The organism is Agromyces sp. NPDC029043, assembly GCF_055564615.1.
Map to the genome: position 1 here is coordinate 92,569 of NZ_JBVHVX010000006.1, position 16,261 is coordinate 108,829.

Below are 16,261 nucleotides of genomic sequence, written 5' to 3' on the forward strand. Positions count from 1 at the left end.
CGTAGCGCTGCCCCCGGCGCCGCCGCCCGACGCCGTAAACTCCTGTTTCCCCGTGGGTGCACCCGCGGAAACCCGGGATTCGCGTCAGGGCAGGGGATGGCGTGGCACGAGCGGCGGCGTCGAGACCCGGGTTCGTGCGGGTGCACCCGCGGAAACCCGGGATTCGCGTCAGGGCAGGGATGGCGTGGTCGAGCGGCGGCGTCGAGACCCGGGTTCGTGCGGGTGCACCCGCGGAAACCCGGGATTCGCGTCAGGGCAGGGGATGGCGTGGCGCGAGCGGCGGCGTCGAGACCCGGGTTCGTGCGGGTGCACCCGCGGAAACCCGGGACTCGCGGCTGCGGCGGCGAGCGAGCCGGGGCGGGCGGCGACGCGCGAGACGCGCGCGCCGACGCGCGAGACGCGGCGTCGGGATCGAGCGCGTCGGTAGGGTGGAACGATGGCCGGTGCGACGCGTTCTCCCAAGGGTTCCAAGGGATCGAGGGGACCCAAGCGCGGCGAGCCGCTGGAGTTCCGCTCCCAGGCGCTCGCCGAGGCGCTCGAGCGTCAGGACATCGCCGCGGTCGCGCTGGCGCTGCGGCACGGCAACACGGTGGTGCCGCTGATCACGCCGGGTCCACGCGACAAGCCCCTCGACGGCGGCGAGGTGTGGACGTACCGCGACCCGAACACGGGCGAGGTCGCGTTGTTGCTGTTCAGCGACGCGGCCAACAAGCCCGCCAACCTGCCGCCCGCGGTCGGTCTGCAGAGCCCCGCATGGCTGAAGTCGTTCCTGAGGCGGTACGAGTCGACGATCACGACGGTGTTCCTCGACATCGCGGGGCCGCACCCCATGCAGGCATCGCCGGCCGAGTTGCTGAAGGCGCTCGAGGCCTGATCAGAAGGCGGCGTCGAGCTCGCGCTCGCGCGCGCCGGTCGCGGCCATCATCGCGCGCTCGACCGCGGCGCGCACGCTGCCGAGTTCGTCGTCGAGCAGCGCCGAGTACCCGAGGCGCCTTGCCTCGGCAGCCCGTTGGCGAGCGGATGCCACGGGCCGCACCTCGCCGGCGAGGCTGATCTCGCCCACGGCGGCGAGCTCGTGCGGCACCGCACGGTCGCGCATGGCGCTCGCGATCGCGACGGCGATCGCGAGGTCGGCCGCGGGCTCGACGAGCCGCACGCCGCCGACGGTGGACACGTAGACGTCGTGCTCGCCGAGCTGGCGGAGCCCCGCGCGGCGCTCGAGCACCGCGATGATCATCGCGACGCGCGACGGATCGACGCCGTTGACGACGCGCCGCGGCTGGGGTGCCTTCGTGCTGACCACGAGCGCCTGGACCTCGACGGGCAACGCCCGCCGGCCCTCGAGCGCGACGGTCACGCAGGTGCCGCTCACGGCGGTGCGCGACCGGCTGAGGAAGAGCCCCGAGGGGTCGGGGACCTCGGTGATCCCGTCGCCGGTCATCTCGAAGCAGCCGACCTCGTCGGTGGGGCCGAAGCGGTTCTTCAGGGCGCGCACGAAGCGCAGCGCCGTCTGCCGGTCGCCCTCGAACTGGCACACCACGTCGACGAGGTGCTCGAGGAGGCGCGGGCCGGCGATCGTCCCATCCTTCGTGACGTGCCCGACGAGCAGCACCGGCAGCTGCCGTTCCTTCGCGACGCGGATGAGCGTGGAGGCGACCTCGCGCACCTGGCTCGGCTGGCCGGGCAGTCCGTCGGAGCGCGAGCTCGACACGGTCTGCACCGAGTCGACGATCAGCAGGTCGGGGGAGACCTCGTCGACCTGGCCGAGGATCGTCGCGAGGTCGGTCTCGGCCGCGAGGTACAGCTCGTCGTGCAGCGCGCCCGTGCGACCCGCGCGGAGGCGCACCTGCGCGGCCGACTCCTCGGCGCTCACGTACAGGACGCGACGCCCCGTCGCGGCCACGCGGGCGGCGACCTCGAGCAGGAGCGTCGACTTGCCGACGCCGGGCTCGCCCGAGAGCAGGATCGCCGCACCCGCGACGATGCCGCCGCCGAGCACCCGGTCGAACTCCCCGATGCCGCTCGGCCGGTGGGCGGCCGTCAGCTCGACGTCGATCTGGGCGATGGGCCGTGCCGACCTCCCGGCGCTCGGCGCGACCGGCTGCAGGCTGCGCACGATGCCCGTCTCGGTGCCCGCCTCGACGACGGTGCCCCACTGCTGGCATTCGGCGCAGCGACCGACCCACTTGACGGTGCTCCAGCCGCATTCGGTGCATCGGTACGCGGTGGAGGGCTTCGCCATGTCCCAGAGCCTAGGGCCGGCCGGCGACATCCTCGAGGACCGACCCGGCGGGCGCCGCGACATCGGCTCCGGACGCCCTCGCGATCTCGGTCGGGGCGAGCTCCTCGCCATCCTCGTCGACCGGGAATCGCTCGACGAGCGAGGCGATGAGCGCCGGCCGGAAGGCGTCGGCCCACACGCGGTAGCCGTGGTCGTTGGGGTGGAACATGTCGTTCGCGAAGTGCGTGAACATGCGCCGGAATCCGCGCAGGCGGGTCTCGCGGTGCAGCCGGACGACCGTGAGCCCGTGCTCGGCGGCGAGGCGGCGGAGGATGTCGTTCGCGACCGCGACCTTGCGCTCGTTCTGCGGGAAGTAGAAGAACGGCAGGTCGGCGACGAGCGTGTGCGAGGGCACGGCGGCGAAGATGGTGCGCAGCCCGTGCTCGAAGGCCTCGGGGTCCCACTTCGCGATGTCGTTCGCGCCGATCGAGACGGTCATCACGTCGGGCCGGTACTTCGCGAGCCGGGGCAGCTGATCCTGTACGGCGAGGCCGACCGTCGCGCCCGAGACGCTGAGGTTGACGACGCGGACGGTGCGCCCCGTCGTGTCGCGGATGACGCGCGCGAGCACCCCGACGTAGCTGTGGTCGGGCCGGCTCGCGCCGATGCCCTGCGCGGCACTGTCGCCGAGCGCCACGTAGAGCAGCTCGCCGCGGACCTTCGCGTGGTCCCGCCACCACTTGGAGTGCACGGGCAACGTCTCGTTCAGGATCATGCTGTTCGCGGTGAGCCGCGCGCGGAACCGCCGCCACGCCGCTCGCCCGGCGAGCACCGCTCCGGCGAGGAGCGCGATCGGCACGAGCGCGGAGACGACGGATTCGAGGGCGGGACGTTCCTCGGGCATGTCCTCGAGGGTACGGCCCCGAGGCATCCGTCGCCCAGGGGTTGCGATGCGGGCCGGATGTCGCGTGCGCGGCGGCGGGGCGACCCTTCCGCTCCGGGGCGACCCGGGCATACGCTGGCGCCATGCTCGCGGACACCGACGTGCTCGTCGTCGGAGCAGGTCAGGCCGGACTCGCGGTCAGCCGCGAGCTCTCGCGCTCCGGCGTCGACCACGTCATCGTCGACCGCGAACGCGCCGGGGCGGCCTGGTACCTGCGCTGGGACAGCTTCTGCCTCGTCACGCCGAACCACACCATCCGGCTGCCCGGGGGCGAGTACGACGGCGATGAGCCCGACGGCTACCTGCCGCGCGACCAGATCATCGTGCACCTCCGCCGCTACGCCGGAACCATCGGGGCGCCGGTCATCGAGCACGCCGGGGTCACCGAGCTCCGCGTCGTCGACCGCGGGTTCGTCGCCGAGACCGAGGGCGGGCCCGTGCGGGCACGACGCGTCGTCGCATGCACGGGCGCGTACCAGCGGGAGCGACGCCCGGCGTTCACCGCCGAGCTCGCGGGGCACATGCCGGTGATCGGCTCGACGTCGTACCGGTCTCCCGACTCACTTCCCGACGGCCGCGTGCTCGTGATCGGCGGCGGCCAGACCGCCGGGCAGATCACCGAGGAGCTGCTGCTGGCGGGTCGCGAGGTGGTGCTGTCGGCGGGGCGTGCGCCCGCGATGCCGCGGCGGGTCGCCGGCCGGGACGCGGTCGACTGGCTGCTGGACGCGGGCTTCTTCGAGCAGACCCCGATGGACCTGCCCTCGCCGGAGGCGCGGCTGTCGCCGAACCCGCTGGTGACCGGGCGTCGCGGCGGCCACGACCTCAACCTCCGCACCCTCGCCCAGGCGGGCGCCGAGCTGATCGGGCACGTGAGCGCCGTCGACGGCGGCCGGCTCGTGGTCGAGGACGACCTCCCGGAATCGGTCGCGACGGGCGACGAGGGGTGGAACCTCATCTGCGGGCTGATCGCCCGGACGGCCGCTCGACTCGGCCTGCCCGAACCCGAGCTTCCCGCGATGCCGGGCGAGAGCATCGCGGTCGCGTCGCCGCCGCGCGTCGCAGATATCGCCGCGGTGGTCGTCGCGTGCGGCTTCCGTCCCGACTACCGGTGGATCGCGATCCCGGGGGTGGTCGACGACCTGGGGTTGCCGCTGCAGCACGACGGCGCGAGCACCCGGGTGCCCGGCCTGTACTTCGTCGGCGTCCCGTGGCTGCGCACGCGCAAGTCGCCGCTCCTCCTGGGGGTCGGCGAGGATGCCGCGGTGGTCGCCGCGCAGCTCGCGGCGTGATCCGCCGTCGACGGCCGTCCCGCGACCTCCGCTCGTTTTGGCCCTCGCCGGTCCGTCGTCTAAGATCGTTCTCGGTACCGTGTCCGAGCGGCCGAAGGTGCAACTCTCGAAAAGTTGTGTGCGTGAAAGCGCACCGTGGGTTCAAATCCCACCGGTACCGCCAGTGCGAGAGCCCCGGATCCCCGTGATCCGGGGCTCTCGTCGTCTCACCAGCCGCTGCGCGTGGGGGTGTGCCCCTCGCGGGCGTCGTCGGGCATCGGCATCTCGGCGCGCAGCCCCAGCAGGCGGATGGCACGGCCGGGCTCGATCCGATCCGACGCGAGGCCCAGCACCCGCTCCGTCACGTCGGCGCGGTCGGATGTCTCGGGAATCCGCCGCTGGTAGGTCTTCGTGAAGAACGGGGCGTAGCGCACCTTGAGGGTCAGCGCGATCACGGGCCGTCCTTCCGCCTCGACGTCGTCGAGCACCCGCGCGGCGAGCTCCCGGAGGGCGGCCTCGACCTCGGCCGGCTCGGCGAGGTCGCGCTGGAACGTCGTCTCGCGGCTGTGGCCCCGCGCGACCCAGGGTGTGTCGTCGACGACGCGCGCGCCCTCCCCGCGTCCGAGCTGCCCGTACCACGGCCCCATCCGAGGCCCGAACTCGCCGGCCAGCGCGGCCGGGTCGGCGGCGCCGAGCTGGGCGACCGTCGTGATGCCGAGCGACGCGAGCCGCCGGGACACCTTGCTGCCGACGCCCCAGAGCTCGATGACCGGCCGCCCGCCCATGACCTCGAGCCAGTTCTCGGCGGTCAGCCGGAAGATCCCGGCCGGCTTGCCGAACCCGGTGGCGATCTTCGCCCGCACCAGCGTGTCCCCGATCCCGACGCTGCACCGCAGTCGAGTGCGCTCGAGCACGGCGTCCTGCACGTCGCGCGCGTACGCCTCCGGATCGTCCGTCGTCACTCCGATGAACGCCTCATCCCATCCGAGCACCTGCACGACGGCGCCGGGCTGCGCCCGCAGCGCCGCCATGACCTCCTCGGATGCCGCGGTGTAGGCCGCAGCGTCGACGGGGAGGATCACGGCGTCGGGTGCCTTGCGTGCGGCGATGCGCAGCGGCATCCCCGACCCCACGCCGTACTCGCGCGCCTCGTAGGACGCGGTCGAGACGACCGCGCGCTCGGTCGGGTCGCCCCGGCCGCCCACGATCAGGGGCAGGCCGGCGAGCTCGGGACGTCGCAGCACCTCGACCGCGGCGATGAACTGGTCGAGGTCGACGTGCAGCACCCAGTACGGGCGCCCCGCGCCGCCGTCGGGGTGCGGGCTCACGTCGCGCGGTGCGGTCCGCTCGTCGGGGGCACGACGATCGTCGGGCAGCGCGCGTTCACGACGAGTGCGTGGCTCACCGAGCCGAGGAACATCCGCCGGACGGTGCCGAGGCGGCGCGACCCCACGATCACGGTGTCGTGATCCTGTGCCCGCTTGAGGAGCGTGGGCGCCGTGGGTCCCGACTCGACGTGCGTCACGATCTCGACGTCGGGGTACTCGCGTCGGGGGAGCGCGAGCGCATCCTCGAGTTCCTCGACATCCTCGCCGACCGTGTGGGAGCGCACGCCGACGTGCATGGCGTGCAGCGTCTCGCCGCTCGACGCGGCGAAGCCGGCCGCGAACCGGCACAGCTGCTCGGCGGCCGGTCCGTGGTCGACGGCCACCAGGACGCCGGACCGGTCGCGCACGGCGCCGACGGGGATCACGGCGACCGGGCCGTCGGCCATGCCGCAGAGCCGGACGCCGAGGCGTGAGCTGTGCCAGAACTCGTCGGTCTGCGCGTTCTCGGCGCCCACGACGACGAGCGCGTCGTCGCCCGATCGGTCGGCGAGCGCGTCGCCCGGCTCGCCCCGCACGACCTCGAACTCGACGTCGAGCGAGGGATGCCCGGCCCTGGTCCGCGCGGCGACCTCCTCGCCCTCGCGCTCCGCCTCCGCGACCAGGTCCGCGGTCTCGCGGTCGTCGCCGGCGATCGAGCCGTCGTCGACCGTGCGGACGATCCTGAGCCGTCGGGCGCCCTCGGGTTGCCGTTCGGCCCGGGCGATCGCCCACGCGAGCGCCGCCTCAGCGGTGCTGCTTCCGTCCCATCCGACGATCGTCGTCTCGTGCATCGCGCAACCTCCGATTCGATCCGTTCCGAGCCTGCCGCATCGGCGACCGAGTCCACGGGCTGAAGGTCCCTCGCCCGGGGATCGCGCACACCCCCCTCGCCGAACGCGACCCCGACAGTGCGTGTCCCCCGCACGGGGGTGGTTGGCCCCTGAATAGCGCGTTCCGACACACCAGCGCAACCACTTGCACGCAAGTCGCCCGGAGGAGGACAGTAGTGGCACCACGGAAGGAGCACCAATGAGTTTCCTCGCATTCCTCCTCCTCGGCCTGATCGCCGGGGCTATCGCCAAGCTGATCCTGCCCGGAAAGCAGGGTGGCGGCTGGCTCATCACCCTCCTGCTGGGCGTCGTCGGCGCCCTGCTCGGCGGGTGGCTCGGGAGTGTGCTGTTCGGCGTCGGTCTCGAGGAGTTCTGGGACCTCAGCACTTGGCTGCTCGCCATCGGCGGCGCCATCGTCGTGCTGCTGATCTACGGCCTCATCGTGAATCGCCGTCGCACCGCCTGACCCGGGCGGCTCGTACCCGGAAGGCCCGTCCGACCTCGTGTCGGGCGGGCCTTCCGCACGTCAGGCGCGGGCGAGCGACCGGGCCTCGGCCAGCTCGACGAACCGCCGCAGCATCCGCTGCGGTTCGGTGACGGATGCCGAGCGCACCCGCGCGCTGAAGGCGTCGAGCTCATGCGCCGGGAAGTAGCCGTGGTGCCGGTAGACCTGCGCACGCAGGATGAAGTCGGCCGTCGACACCTCGGGATGGAACTGCGTGGCGTACACGCCGCCCGCGCGGTACACCTGCACCGGGCATCCCGCCGACCGGGCGAGCAGCACGGCCTCATCGGGCAGGCGCCCGGTGGCCTCCTTGTGGCCGACGAGCGCGTGGAACCGCGCGGGCAGCACGCCGACGAGCGGGTCGGCGCGGCCCTCGTCGGTCAGCTCGATCTCGACCGCCGCCGCCTCCTCGCCGAACCGCGTGTCGACCTCGCCGCCGAGCACGCGCGTGAGCACGCCGATGCCGTAGCAGGTGAACAGCACCGGATGGTCCGTCGCGAGGGCCTGCTCGGCGAGGCGCGCAAGGTCGCGCTCGACGCGGCGCTGCACGTCGGGCTTGCCCCCCTCGGGAGTCGTGACGTTGTACGGGCTGCCGCCGACGATCACGCCCGAGAACCGCTGCGGAATGACCGAGCCGAGCGGTTCGGCATCGAGGCGCAGGTGCTCGAGCCGATCGGCCGGCAGGCCGGTCGCGCGCAGCACCGACGCGTACTCCGGTCCGACGGCCTCGAGCTCCGGCCGTGCCGAGATGAAGAGGAACGCGCCGCTCATCGGCCGCGCCGCTTCCGCTTGGTCGCCGGCGTCCGGCCGCGCGGCGTCCGCTTGGCCGGCGGCGGCGTGCGCTTCACGGGGGGCCGATCGGGCTCGGGCGGCGCGCCGCTGCGCGAGCTGCGCGCCGTGCGGCCGCGCACGACGCCGACGAACTCCTGGATGTCGTCGTCGTCGCGTTCGACGCGCCAGACCAGCGCGACCCGGGTGGGCGCGGCATCCGTGACCGGGATCGCGACGACGTCGCGGCGGTGATGCAGGCGGGCGAGGCTGTGCGGCAGGATGGCCCAGCCAGTGCCCGCGGCGACGAGCTCGACGGTCATCGCCGGATCCTCCTGCTCCGGCGCGCGGGGCTCCTCCGCGAGGTCGTCGAGCGCGAGCTCGTCGGCCTCGGCCAGAGGGTGCTCCTTCGGGAGGACGGCGACCGCGATCTCCTCCCACAGCGGGATGACGTGCAGGCCGTCGGTGTCGACCGGCAGGCGCACGAACGCGAGGTCGGCCTCGCCGGCGGTCACCGCATCGAGCTGGTCGGGCTGGTCGACGCGCTCGGCCTCGAGCGGCAGGTCGGGCCGTCGCTCCGCCCACGCGCGCAGCCACCTCGCGGGGCTGACGCCCGCGACGTACTGCAGTCGCAACGACACCTCCGCCCCCTTCCGCCGCGCCGCGCGGCCCTCTCAGGCTAGCGTCGCCGCACGCCGGTGCGGCGGGCCGTGACGCCCCGCGGCATCGCCCCGGTGGAGGCGGATGCGCGGCGTCCCGGCTAGCGTGGAGGGGTGAACGACTCCAAGCCCCGCCAGTCCCAGTCGATGAAGCCCGAGACGGCGGCGAAGAAGCTCGGCATCCTGCTCGAGGCCGCGCCCGAGGAGTTCCAGCAGGGGCCCGTCACGCGCGCCGAGCTCGCTGAGCTGCAGGCCGATCCGCCCGAATGGCTCGCGACGCTCCGCCGGGAGGGGCCGCACCCGAAGGGCGTGGTCGCCGCCAAGCTCGGCGTCTCGAACTCGGGGCTCGCACGCGCCGGCGTGGTCGACCCGCTGACGACCGCCGAGATCAAGGCGCTGCTCGCCGACCCGCCCGCCTGGCTGGTCGAGGAGCGCGCGCGGCAGGCCGGCGTGCGGGCCGAGAAGCGCCGGGTCGCCGAGCGCGACGCGGAGCGTGCGGCGCGCCGTCCGGCCGACGAACGCCGCGGCGGCGGGGGCGGCGGAGCCGGCGTCTGACACGGCGAACGCCCCCTGCGTCCGTCGATCGGCGTCAGGGGGCGCTCGGGCCTGCGCTTACGGGCAGCTGTTCGGTGCACCCTGGCTGCTCGGCGGCTTCACCGTGCAGTCGTCCTGGAGGTCCTGGGGCTCGGGGCTCTTGTTCGTCGTGTTGCCCTGAGTCTGGGTCGTCTCCGTCGAGCCGACTCCGGCCTGGTTCTTGCCGGGTCCCTCGAACGTGGTGCAGGTGACCGTGCCCTTCTCCTTCGTACAGTTGTCGGGCAGCGGGGCGGCCACGGCGCCCAGGGCGGCGCCGCCGCCGACGAGGAATCCCGTGAGCGCCAGGGTGGCGAGGATCTTCCGCATGCTGTTTCCCCCTTGCATCGCCGGGCACGACGCCCGGTCGCGTCGGAACGTCGGGTGGCGTTCCGACCGCGCGGGACAGGAGCGGGCGCTGGATCCTTCGGGTTGCGCGGCAGCCCATACCGCGAGGTTTCCTCAGGTTATCGCCGTGCGTCCAGCGGCGACAACCGTCGATCCTGCCCCCAGTTCACGGGGGTTCGCGCGCCGCGACGACCGGATCAGGCGGCCGCGTACTGCGCCTGCAGGAACGCCGTGACGTCGGCGAGCTCGCGGTCGGACACCGCGTGGCCCACGCCCTCGTACACGCGCTGGTCGAGGTCGGAGTGCGACGGCAACCACTCCTGCGTGAATGCGACGGCCTCGAATGGGATCACGTCGTCGGCGGTGCCGCGGCCCCAGAAGACGGGAAGCGCGAGGCGCGACATCCGCTCGTCGCCCTCGCGCTCGCCGGGGAGCGAGAAGCCCGCGAGGCTCACCGCGAAGGCGAACCGCTCGGGGGCGCGGCGCAGCAGCTCGATGGCCATCGCGCCGCCCTGCGAGAAGCCGAGCAGGCCCACGGATGGCGCTTCGGGCGCCGCACGGTCGAGCCACTCCATCACGGCGGTCGTGGCCGCCTCGGCATCCACCGTCGACAGCTCGTCGTCGAGCTGCTCGGGCAACGGGAACCACGCGTGTCCGTATCCGGTCTCGATCGGGGCGCGCAGCGACGCGATCGCCGGCCGCAGCGGCAGGTACGGGCTCAACCCGAAGAGGTCGCCCTCGTGCGAGTTGTAGCCGTGCAGCAGCACCAGCAGCGGGCGCCCGGCCCGGTCGGCCGGCGACGCCGACCAGAGCACCGCCTCATCGTCGATCCGCATCGGGAGATCGTACCCCGGCCGGTCGTGGGGCAGAATCGAGGCATGGCCGTGCGCACACCCGACCCGCACCCCGACTGGGAACCCGGAGACGAGCCCGTGGTGCAGCCGCCCGCGAACCCGGGCTGGCTCTCCGACCTCGAGCTCGCAGAGGTGCGGGGCCGCCTGCCGCTGCTCTACGTCGAGGCGGTGCCGGTGCGGGTCGACGGCGTCGGCCAGGTCACCGAGGTCGGCATGCTGCTGCGCGCGAACGCGGTCGGCGAGATGACCCGCACGCTCGTCTCGGGCCGGGTGATGTACGGCGAGACCATCCGCGATGCGCTGTTCCGCCACCTCGAGAAGGACCTCGGGCCGATGGCGTTCCCGCTGCTTCCAGCGAGCCCGGTGCCGGTCGCGGTCGCCGAGTACTTCCCGCTGCCCGGCATCACGCCGTTCACCGACGAGCGTCAGCACGCGGTCTCGCTCGCCTACGTCGTGCCCGTGACCGGCACGTGCGAGCCGCGCCAGGACGCGCTCGAGGTCACCTGGATGTCGCCCGCCGAGGCGTGCAGCGACGCGCTCTCGGCCGAGATGGAGGGCGGCCGGGGCGTGCTGCTCCGGCGCGCGCTCGCCGCGGTCGGCGCCCTGCCCTGACGGCGGCTCGCGCCGCCCTCGCGCCGACGCGTCAGCGCACCATCCGGATCTCGTGGATCGTCTCGCCGAGGAACGGCTCGACGTGCGAGGCGCCGTCGGCCTGGAATCCGTTGCGCGCGTAGAACTGCACCGCATGCTCGTTCGCCGAGGGCACCCAGAGGTAGACCGCGGCGTCGCCCACCGCGGCGTCGAACAGCTTCTGGCCGATGCCGCGCCCGTGATGGGCGTCGAGCAGGTGGATGAAGAACAGCTCGCGGGCGCGCGGGGCATCCTCGTCGCGCGCCGGCCCGGCGCCGGCGAAGCCCACGATCTCGCCGTCGACGAGCGCGGCGACGTGCGTGAAGTCGTCGCCCTGGCCCATCCAGTGCGTCCAGAGCTCGGCCATGCGTCGCGGCGAGAGGTTCTCGAGCGTCGCTGCGCTCACGAGGGTGTCGTAGTCCTCGTGCCAGCACTGCGCGTGGACCCGACCCAGCGCCTCCGCGTCGGAGTCGCGGACGGGACGGATGACGACATCGGCAACGACCTCGGTGCTCATGTGGTCAGGCTAACCCCGGCCCCCGCCCTCGGCGAAATCGGCGCCGGTCGTCTCAGTGCTGACCCCGTCCGGGTTTCAGGGATGCCGTGGCGAACATGAGGGTCGACACGGTCCCGTGACCCACGCCCCGATCCATACCGTCGGAGGCATGACTTCGAACACCACCAGGATCAGTGCTGCCGTCGCCGCGACGGCCGTCGTGGCCGGCCTCGCCGGCTGCGTTCCCACCGCCTCCGGACCGACGCCCGTCGGCTTCGACGGCGTCCAGTCCGCGACCATCCAGCTCGAGGCCGTCGGCACGTTCGTGTCGCCCGAGGAGGGCGGCTACGAAGCCGCCGGCCGCGGGTCGGGCTTCATCATCACGCCCGACGGGCTCGCAGTGACCAACAACCACGTCGTCACCGGCGCCGGCACCCTCAAGGTGTGGCGCGGCGGCGACACGACGAAGGAGCTGAGCGCGAAGGTGCTCGGCAGCTCGGAGTGCCTCGACCTCGCGGTCGTGCAGCTCGAGGGCGAGGGCTACCCGTTCCTCGACTGGCGCAAGGGCGACATCGACACCGCGCTCGACGTGTATGCCGCGGGCTTCCCGCTCGGCGACCCGACGTTCACCGAGACGAAGGGGATCGTCTCGAAGGCGATCACGAGCGGTGAGACGCCGTGGGCCTCGATCGACGGCGTCATCGAGCACGATGCGCGCATCCGCGGGGGCAACTCGGGCGGCCCGCTCATCGACAGCCAGGGTGCGCTCGTCGGCGTGAACTACGCCGGCAACGACGCGCTCGACTACAACTACGCCATCCACCGCGACGAGGTGCTCGAGGTCATCAGCGACCTCGTCGACGGCACCGACGTGCTGAGCCTCGGCATCAACGGCGAGGCGCTGGTCGGCGAGGACGGCACCGGCCTGGGCATCTGGGTGAACTCGGTCAAGTCCGGTTCGGCCGCCGACGAGGCGGGCGTCGAGCCCGGCGACCTGCTCACGCGCATGGAGGGCGTCTCGCTCGGCGCCGAGGGCACCATGACCGAGTACTGCGACGTGCTGCGCACGCACGGGCAGGACGCCACGCTCTCGGTCGAGCTCTACCGTCCGGCCGACGGCCTCACCTACCGCGGCCAGTTCAACGGCGAGGCCATCACCGCGGTGCCCGTGGTGGCCGGCACCGGAAGCGACGACCCGGCATCGGGCGACTACGTCTCGGTGACCGACGACTCCGGTGCGATCGGCGTCGAGGTGCCCGCCTCGTGGGCCGACGTCGACGGCGCGGCCGTGACCGACGCGAACGGCACCGTCTGGGAGTCCGTCTCCGCGGCCCCCGACCTGGCCGGCTACACCGGTTCCTGGGGCACGCCCGGCATGACCGTCTACGCCTCGCAGTCCGCCGCGGGCATGTCCCCGGATGACGCCGCGAACCTCCTGACGACCGGGCTCGCCGAGCAGGGCTGCACCTCGACCGGTCGCCAGCCGTACGACGACGGACTGCACACCGGCGTCTGGGAGATCTTCACCGGCTGCGGCGGGAGCGCCACCTTCGTGGTCGTCGGCGCGAACGACATCACCGGGTCGTACACCGTGGTGGTCGCGGCGCAGGCCATCGGCGAGGCCGACCTCGAGGCGGCCGACCGCGTGCTCGGCACCTTCTACGCCGCCTACTGATCCGACGGGGAGCGGCCCCGCACCCGTCCCGGGTGCGGGGCCGTTCGTCGTGCGCGAGGGCTCAGCCCTGCGCGCGGCGGTTGGTGCGGGTGTTGCGGTTCGGGGAGACGAGGCTGCCGACCCGCAGCGGCGCCTTCTGGCCGCCCTGGCGAGCGGATGCGCCGCGCTGCGCGCCGGACGCCTGCCCGCCGCGGCCCTGAGCGGCCGCCTGCTTCGGCGCGTGCGCCCTCGTCTCGGCGGCGCGCCCCGAGCGCTCGCCGCCGCGCGGCGTCGCGGGGGCGACATCCGACTGGCCGCCGCGGCCGCGGCCCCGGCTGCGGCGTCCCCGACCGGGAGCCGATGCGCCCGTGGCGGAACCTGCCGCGGCGGCATCGCGCGCGGCGCGCTTGCGCTGGGCGTTGGCGCCCTGCGACCGCCCGCCGCCGCCCTGCTGCTGCTGGGCCGCCTTCGGCTGCGGCTTCACGTACGGCGCGACCTCGCCCACGAGCGTCGCGACGGCGGGGGAGTCGGCGGTCACCTGCTGCGGCGTGACGCGGATGTCGGCCTTGCGGAGGAGGGTCTTCAGGTCCTGCTTCTGGCCGGGCAGGCAGATCGTGACGACATCGCCCTCGCTGCCGGCTCGGGCGGTGCGGCCCGAGCGGTGCAGGTACGCCTTGTGCTCCATGGGCGGGTCGACGTGGATGACGAGCTCGACGTTGTCGACGTGCACGCCGCGTGCTGCGACATCCGTCGCCACCATGACCTTGACCGAGCCGTCGCCGAACGCGGCGAGGTTGCGGTCGCGCTGCGGCTGCGAGAGGTTGCCGTGCAGGTCGACGGCCGGGATGCCCTGCTCGGTGAGCTTCTTCGCGAGCTTCTTCGCGTGGTGCTTGGTGCGCATGAAGAGGATGCGGCGGCCGGTGCCCGACGCGAGCGTCTTCACGAGCTCGTTCTTCGCGTCGACGTCGTCGATCTCGAAGACGTGGTGCGTCATCGCGGCGACGGGCGAGTTCGCCTCGTCGACGGAGTGGAGCACCTCGTCCTGCAGGTAGCGCTTGACGAGCTTGTCCACGCCGTTGTCGAGCGTGGCGGAGAACAGCAGGCGCTGCCCGCCGCGGGGGGTCTTGTCGAGGATGCGGGTCACGACCGGGAGGAAGCCGAGGTCGGCCATGTGGTCGGCCTCGTCGAGCACGGTGATCTCGATCGCGTCGAGGTGCAGGAAGCCCTGCTTCATGAGGTCCTCGAGGCGGCCGGGGGTGGCCACGACGATGTCGACGCCGGCGCGGAGCGCGGCGACCTGGCGGGTCTGGTTGATGCCGCCGAAGATGGTGGTGACCTTCAGGTCGTACGCGGCCGCGAGCGGCTCGAAGGTCTGCGTGATCTGCGTCGCGAGCTCGCGCGTGGGAGCGAGCACGAGGCCGAGCGGGCGGCCGGCACGGCGGCGGCCGCCGGCGAGTGACGTGCCGAGGCGCGCGACCATGGGCAGCGCGAACGCGATGGTCTTGCCCGAGCCGGTCTTGCCGCGGCCGAGCACGTCGCGCCCGGCGAGTGTGTCGGGCAGCGTGTCGGCCTGGATCGGGAAGGGGGTGGTCTTGCCGTCGGCCGCGAGCGCGGCGACGAGCGGGGCGGGCACGCCGAGCGCGCCGAAGGTGAGGTCCGTCAAAGGGGGTCCGTTCGGGATGGCACGGCCGGGCGCGCCGCGGAACGCGGCGGATGGGCCCGGCGGTGGGAATGGCGAAGACGCCGGTCGGCGAATCCGTTCGCCGTATGAAGTCGACGGGCCGAGGCCCGGAAGCGTGTCTACGACGCAGGCGGCGCGATCGTCGCGCCCACCGCGGTCCACCATAGCGGATGGTGCTGCGGGAAAGCTGTGCGGGGCGTCAGCGGGGCATCCGCTCGCCCACCGGGATGTCGTCGTGGACGGTGTTCCCGGCCGGTGCGAGCGGACACGACCACGACGGGTCGTACACGCACGACGGGTTGTACGCGAAGTTGAAGTCGACGATGAGCGAGTCGTCGTCGGCGCCCGACCCGAGGTCGGCGCCCTTGACGGTGTCGAGCAGGTAGCGGCCGCCGCCGTACGTGCCGCCGGGCTGGCCCGCGAGCCCGTCCTTGATCGGCAGGAAGAGCCCGCCGCCGTACGTGCGCAGGCGCCACACGTCGAGCGTGCCGAGGTACGGGATGCGCACGGTGCCGACGAGCGAGAACGGGATGGGACCGTCGCTGGAGTCGTCGACCAGCATCCGGGCCGGCTCCTCGGGACGGCGCACCTCCAGCTCGTACCGCCAGTCGGGGTCGTAGCGCGAGACGGTCAGGCCCGTGAAGCGGGCCCGGTCGTCGGGCAGCAGCGGCGACTGCGGATGCCCCGCGAACAGCTCGTCGCGCCCCGACTTCCACAGCTCGTGGCCCTCGGCGGGGTCGTGCACGCTGAGGTGGCGGACCCCGGCGTAGAGGCCGAACACCCGGCGGCGCCAGTCCTGCAGCTGCAGGGCGCCGAGGGTCGCGCTCATGCGACCCCCCTCGCGGCGTCGGCCCGCCTCGCGTCGGCGGTGCCGGGCGGGTCGTACGCCCACGTCGGGGCCAGCTGCCTGAGCCGCATGCCGCGCCACTGCCAGAACGCCCACGTCGGGTACCACAGCGCCGCATCCAGCACCGGGCCGGCGCTCGCGATGAGGCGGTCGCGGTACAGGGTGCGCCCGTCGGGCAGCGGCGAGACCGCCATCCGGTGGTCCCAGTGCCGGAACGCCGACAGCGGGCCGGTCACCGCGCCGCCGCCGTCGCGCAGCATGCGCACGCCCGGCGGCAGCCCGCCGGGGTACGACACGTCGACGACCTCGTCGCCCGCCGGCGTGATGCCGAACGCGAGCGCCCGCAGCCGGTGGGGGCCCTCCGGCCAGGTCGCGGGGAAGCCCTCGGCCTCGAGCGACTCGAAGTCGAGCCAGGGGGCGACCACCTCGCGCAGCACGGCGGGGCTGCGGATGGCGCGCCACGCGGCATCCGCATCGCAATCGAGGGTCAGCTTCAGCAGCACCCGCATGGATGGGACCCTATCGCGTCGCACCCGCCCCGACCTCCGAGGGGTCGCGACACGCTGCGGGATCGCACGGCGCGACGGCGTGTCAGGACCCATCACCGGACACGCGGGCAC

The 16,261-nt window shown here is 73.5% G+C and carries 18 protein-coding genes and 1 tRNA gene; 7 read left to right on the forward strand and 12 right to left on the reverse strand.

Annotation, left to right across the window (positions count from 1 at the left end; genetic code table 11):
• The first annotated feature begins 436 nt into the window (after positions 1 to 436).
• On the forward strand, positions 437 to 874 hold the full coding sequence (locus ACZ4TW_RS09850; RefSeq protein WP_465542490.1) for a dehydrogenase: 438 nt from the start codon (positions 437 to 439) through the stop codon (positions 872 to 874).
• On the opposite strand, the gene radA is transcribed toward ACZ4TW_RS09850, so the two are convergent.
• Entirely contained in the window at positions 875 to 2,242 is a 1,368-nt protein-coding gene (gene radA, locus ACZ4TW_RS09855; protein ID WP_465542492.1) for a DNA repair protein RadA, read from the reverse strand.
• Between the two features lie 10 nt (positions 2,243 to 2,252).
• Positions 2,253 to 3,125 (reverse strand): SGNH/GDSL hydrolase family protein, encoded by an 873-nt coding sequence (locus tag ACZ4TW_RS09860; RefSeq protein ID WP_465542494.1) that lies wholly within the window; start codon positions 3,123 to 3,125, stop codon positions 2,253 to 2,255.
• Between the two features lie 122 nt (positions 3,126 to 3,247).
• Between ACZ4TW_RS09860 and ACZ4TW_RS09865 the strand changes: the two genes are divergently transcribed.
• Together ACZ4TW_RS09865 and ACZ4TW_RS09870 are read left to right on the forward strand one after the other, a co-directional pair.
• A complete protein-coding gene (locus ACZ4TW_RS09865; protein ID WP_465542495.1) occupies positions 3,248 to 4,453 on the forward strand; it encodes a flavin-containing monooxygenase in 1,206 nt (401 codons plus the stop codon).
• A gap of 73 nt (positions 4,454 to 4,526) precedes the next feature.
• Positions 4,527 to 4,616: transfer RNA gene (locus ACZ4TW_RS09870), tRNA-Ser, on the forward strand.
• A gap of 43 nt (positions 4,617 to 4,659) precedes the next feature.
• On the opposite strand, the gene ACZ4TW_RS09875 is transcribed toward ACZ4TW_RS09870, so the two are convergent.
• Together ACZ4TW_RS09875 and ACZ4TW_RS09880 are read right to left on the reverse strand one after the other, a co-directional pair.
• A complete protein-coding gene (locus ACZ4TW_RS09875; RefSeq protein ID WP_465542497.1) occupies positions 4,660 to 5,760 on the reverse strand; it encodes a DNA polymerase IV in 1,101 nt (366 codons plus the stop codon).
• A complete protein-coding gene (locus tag ACZ4TW_RS09880; RefSeq protein WP_465542498.1) occupies positions 5,757 to 6,590 on the reverse strand; it encodes a universal stress protein in 834 nt (277 codons plus the stop codon). Before ACZ4TW_RS09880 ends, ACZ4TW_RS09875 begins: the two co-directional genes overlap by 4 nt.
• 238 nt (positions 6,591 to 6,828) lie before the next feature.
• Between ACZ4TW_RS09880 and ACZ4TW_RS09885 the strand changes: the two genes are divergently transcribed.
• Positions 6,829 to 7,095, forward strand: a complete 267-nt coding sequence (locus tag ACZ4TW_RS09885; RefSeq protein ID WP_336571874.1) for a GlsB/YeaQ/YmgE family stress response membrane protein — start codon at positions 6,829 to 6,831, stop codon at positions 7,093 to 7,095.
• Positions 7,096 to 7,155: 60 nt separating this feature from the next.
• Here ACZ4TW_RS09885 and ACZ4TW_RS09890 read toward each other — a convergent pair whose 3' ends face one another.
• Both ACZ4TW_RS09890 and ACZ4TW_RS09895 read right to left on the reverse strand, forming a co-directional pair.
• Complete coding sequence (locus tag ACZ4TW_RS09890) at positions 7,156 to 7,905, reverse strand: glutamine amidotransferase (protein ID WP_465542500.1); 750 nt, start codon at positions 7,903 to 7,905, stop codon at positions 7,156 to 7,158.
• Positions 7,902 to 8,543, reverse strand: coding sequence for a LysR family substrate-binding domain-containing protein (locus tag ACZ4TW_RS09895; protein ID WP_465542502.1), 642 nt, complete (start codon positions 8,541 to 8,543; stop codon positions 7,902 to 7,904). The genes ACZ4TW_RS09890 and ACZ4TW_RS09895 overlap by 4 nt, the downstream gene beginning before the upstream one ends.
• A 165-nt stretch (positions 8,544 to 8,708) precedes the next feature.
• Between ACZ4TW_RS09895 and ACZ4TW_RS09900 the strand changes: the two genes are divergently transcribed.
• A complete protein-coding gene (locus tag ACZ4TW_RS09900; protein ID WP_465542667.1) occupies positions 8,709 to 9,116 on the forward strand; it encodes a DUF5997 family protein in 408 nt (135 codons plus the stop codon).
• 57 nt (positions 9,117 to 9,173) lie between these two features.
• On the opposite strand, the gene ACZ4TW_RS09905 is transcribed toward ACZ4TW_RS09900, so the two are convergent.
• Together ACZ4TW_RS09905 and ACZ4TW_RS09910 are read right to left on the reverse strand one after the other, a co-directional pair.
• Complete coding sequence (locus ACZ4TW_RS09905; RefSeq protein ID WP_465542503.1) at positions 9,174 to 9,461, reverse strand: hypothetical protein; 288 nt, start codon at positions 9,459 to 9,461, stop codon at positions 9,174 to 9,176.
• Between the two features lie 215 nt (positions 9,462 to 9,676).
• A complete protein-coding gene (locus tag ACZ4TW_RS09910; RefSeq protein ID WP_465542505.1) occupies positions 9,677 to 10,315 on the reverse strand; it encodes an alpha/beta hydrolase in 639 nt (212 codons plus the stop codon).
• Between the two features lie 42 nt (positions 10,316 to 10,357).
• Here ACZ4TW_RS09910 and ACZ4TW_RS09915 point away from each other — a divergent pair, with 42 nt between their 5' ends.
• Positions 10,358 to 10,945, forward strand: a complete 588-nt coding sequence (locus tag ACZ4TW_RS09915; RefSeq protein WP_465542507.1) for an NUDIX hydrolase family protein — start codon at positions 10,358 to 10,360, stop codon at positions 10,943 to 10,945.
• 31 nt (positions 10,946 to 10,976) lie between these two features.
• On the opposite strand, the gene ACZ4TW_RS09920 is transcribed toward ACZ4TW_RS09915, so the two are convergent.
• Complete coding sequence (locus ACZ4TW_RS09920) at positions 10,977 to 11,480, reverse strand: GNAT family N-acetyltransferase (protein ID WP_465542508.1); 504 nt, start codon at positions 11,478 to 11,480, stop codon at positions 10,977 to 10,979.
• Positions 11,481 to 11,628: 148 nt separating this feature from the next.
• Between ACZ4TW_RS09920 and ACZ4TW_RS09925 the strand changes: the two genes are divergently transcribed.
• A complete protein-coding gene (locus ACZ4TW_RS09925; RefSeq protein ID WP_465542510.1) occupies positions 11,629 to 13,134 on the forward strand; it encodes a S1C family serine protease in 1,506 nt (501 codons plus the stop codon).
• Between the two features lie 61 nt (positions 13,135 to 13,195).
• On the opposite strand, the gene ACZ4TW_RS09930 is transcribed toward ACZ4TW_RS09925, so the two are convergent.
• From ACZ4TW_RS09930 to ACZ4TW_RS09940, 3 genes are all read right to left on the reverse strand, one after another.
• Complete coding sequence (locus ACZ4TW_RS09930; protein ID WP_465542511.1) at positions 13,196 to 14,776, reverse strand: DEAD/DEAH box helicase; 1,581 nt, start codon at positions 14,774 to 14,776, stop codon at positions 13,196 to 13,198.
• 217 nt (positions 14,777 to 14,993) lie between these two features.
• Positions 14,994 to 15,623 (reverse strand): DUF1684 domain-containing protein, encoded by a 630-nt coding sequence (locus ACZ4TW_RS09935; RefSeq protein ID WP_465542513.1) that lies wholly within the window; start codon positions 15,621 to 15,623, stop codon positions 14,994 to 14,996.
• The gene (locus ACZ4TW_RS09940; protein WP_465542515.1) at positions 15,620 to 16,150 is read right to left on the reverse strand and encodes a hypothetical protein; all 531 of its coding nucleotides are present in this window, start codon (positions 16,148 to 16,150) and stop codon (positions 15,620 to 15,622) included. Before ACZ4TW_RS09940 ends, ACZ4TW_RS09935 begins: the two co-directional genes overlap by 4 nt.
• Positions 16,151 to 16,261: the final 111 nt, after the last annotated feature.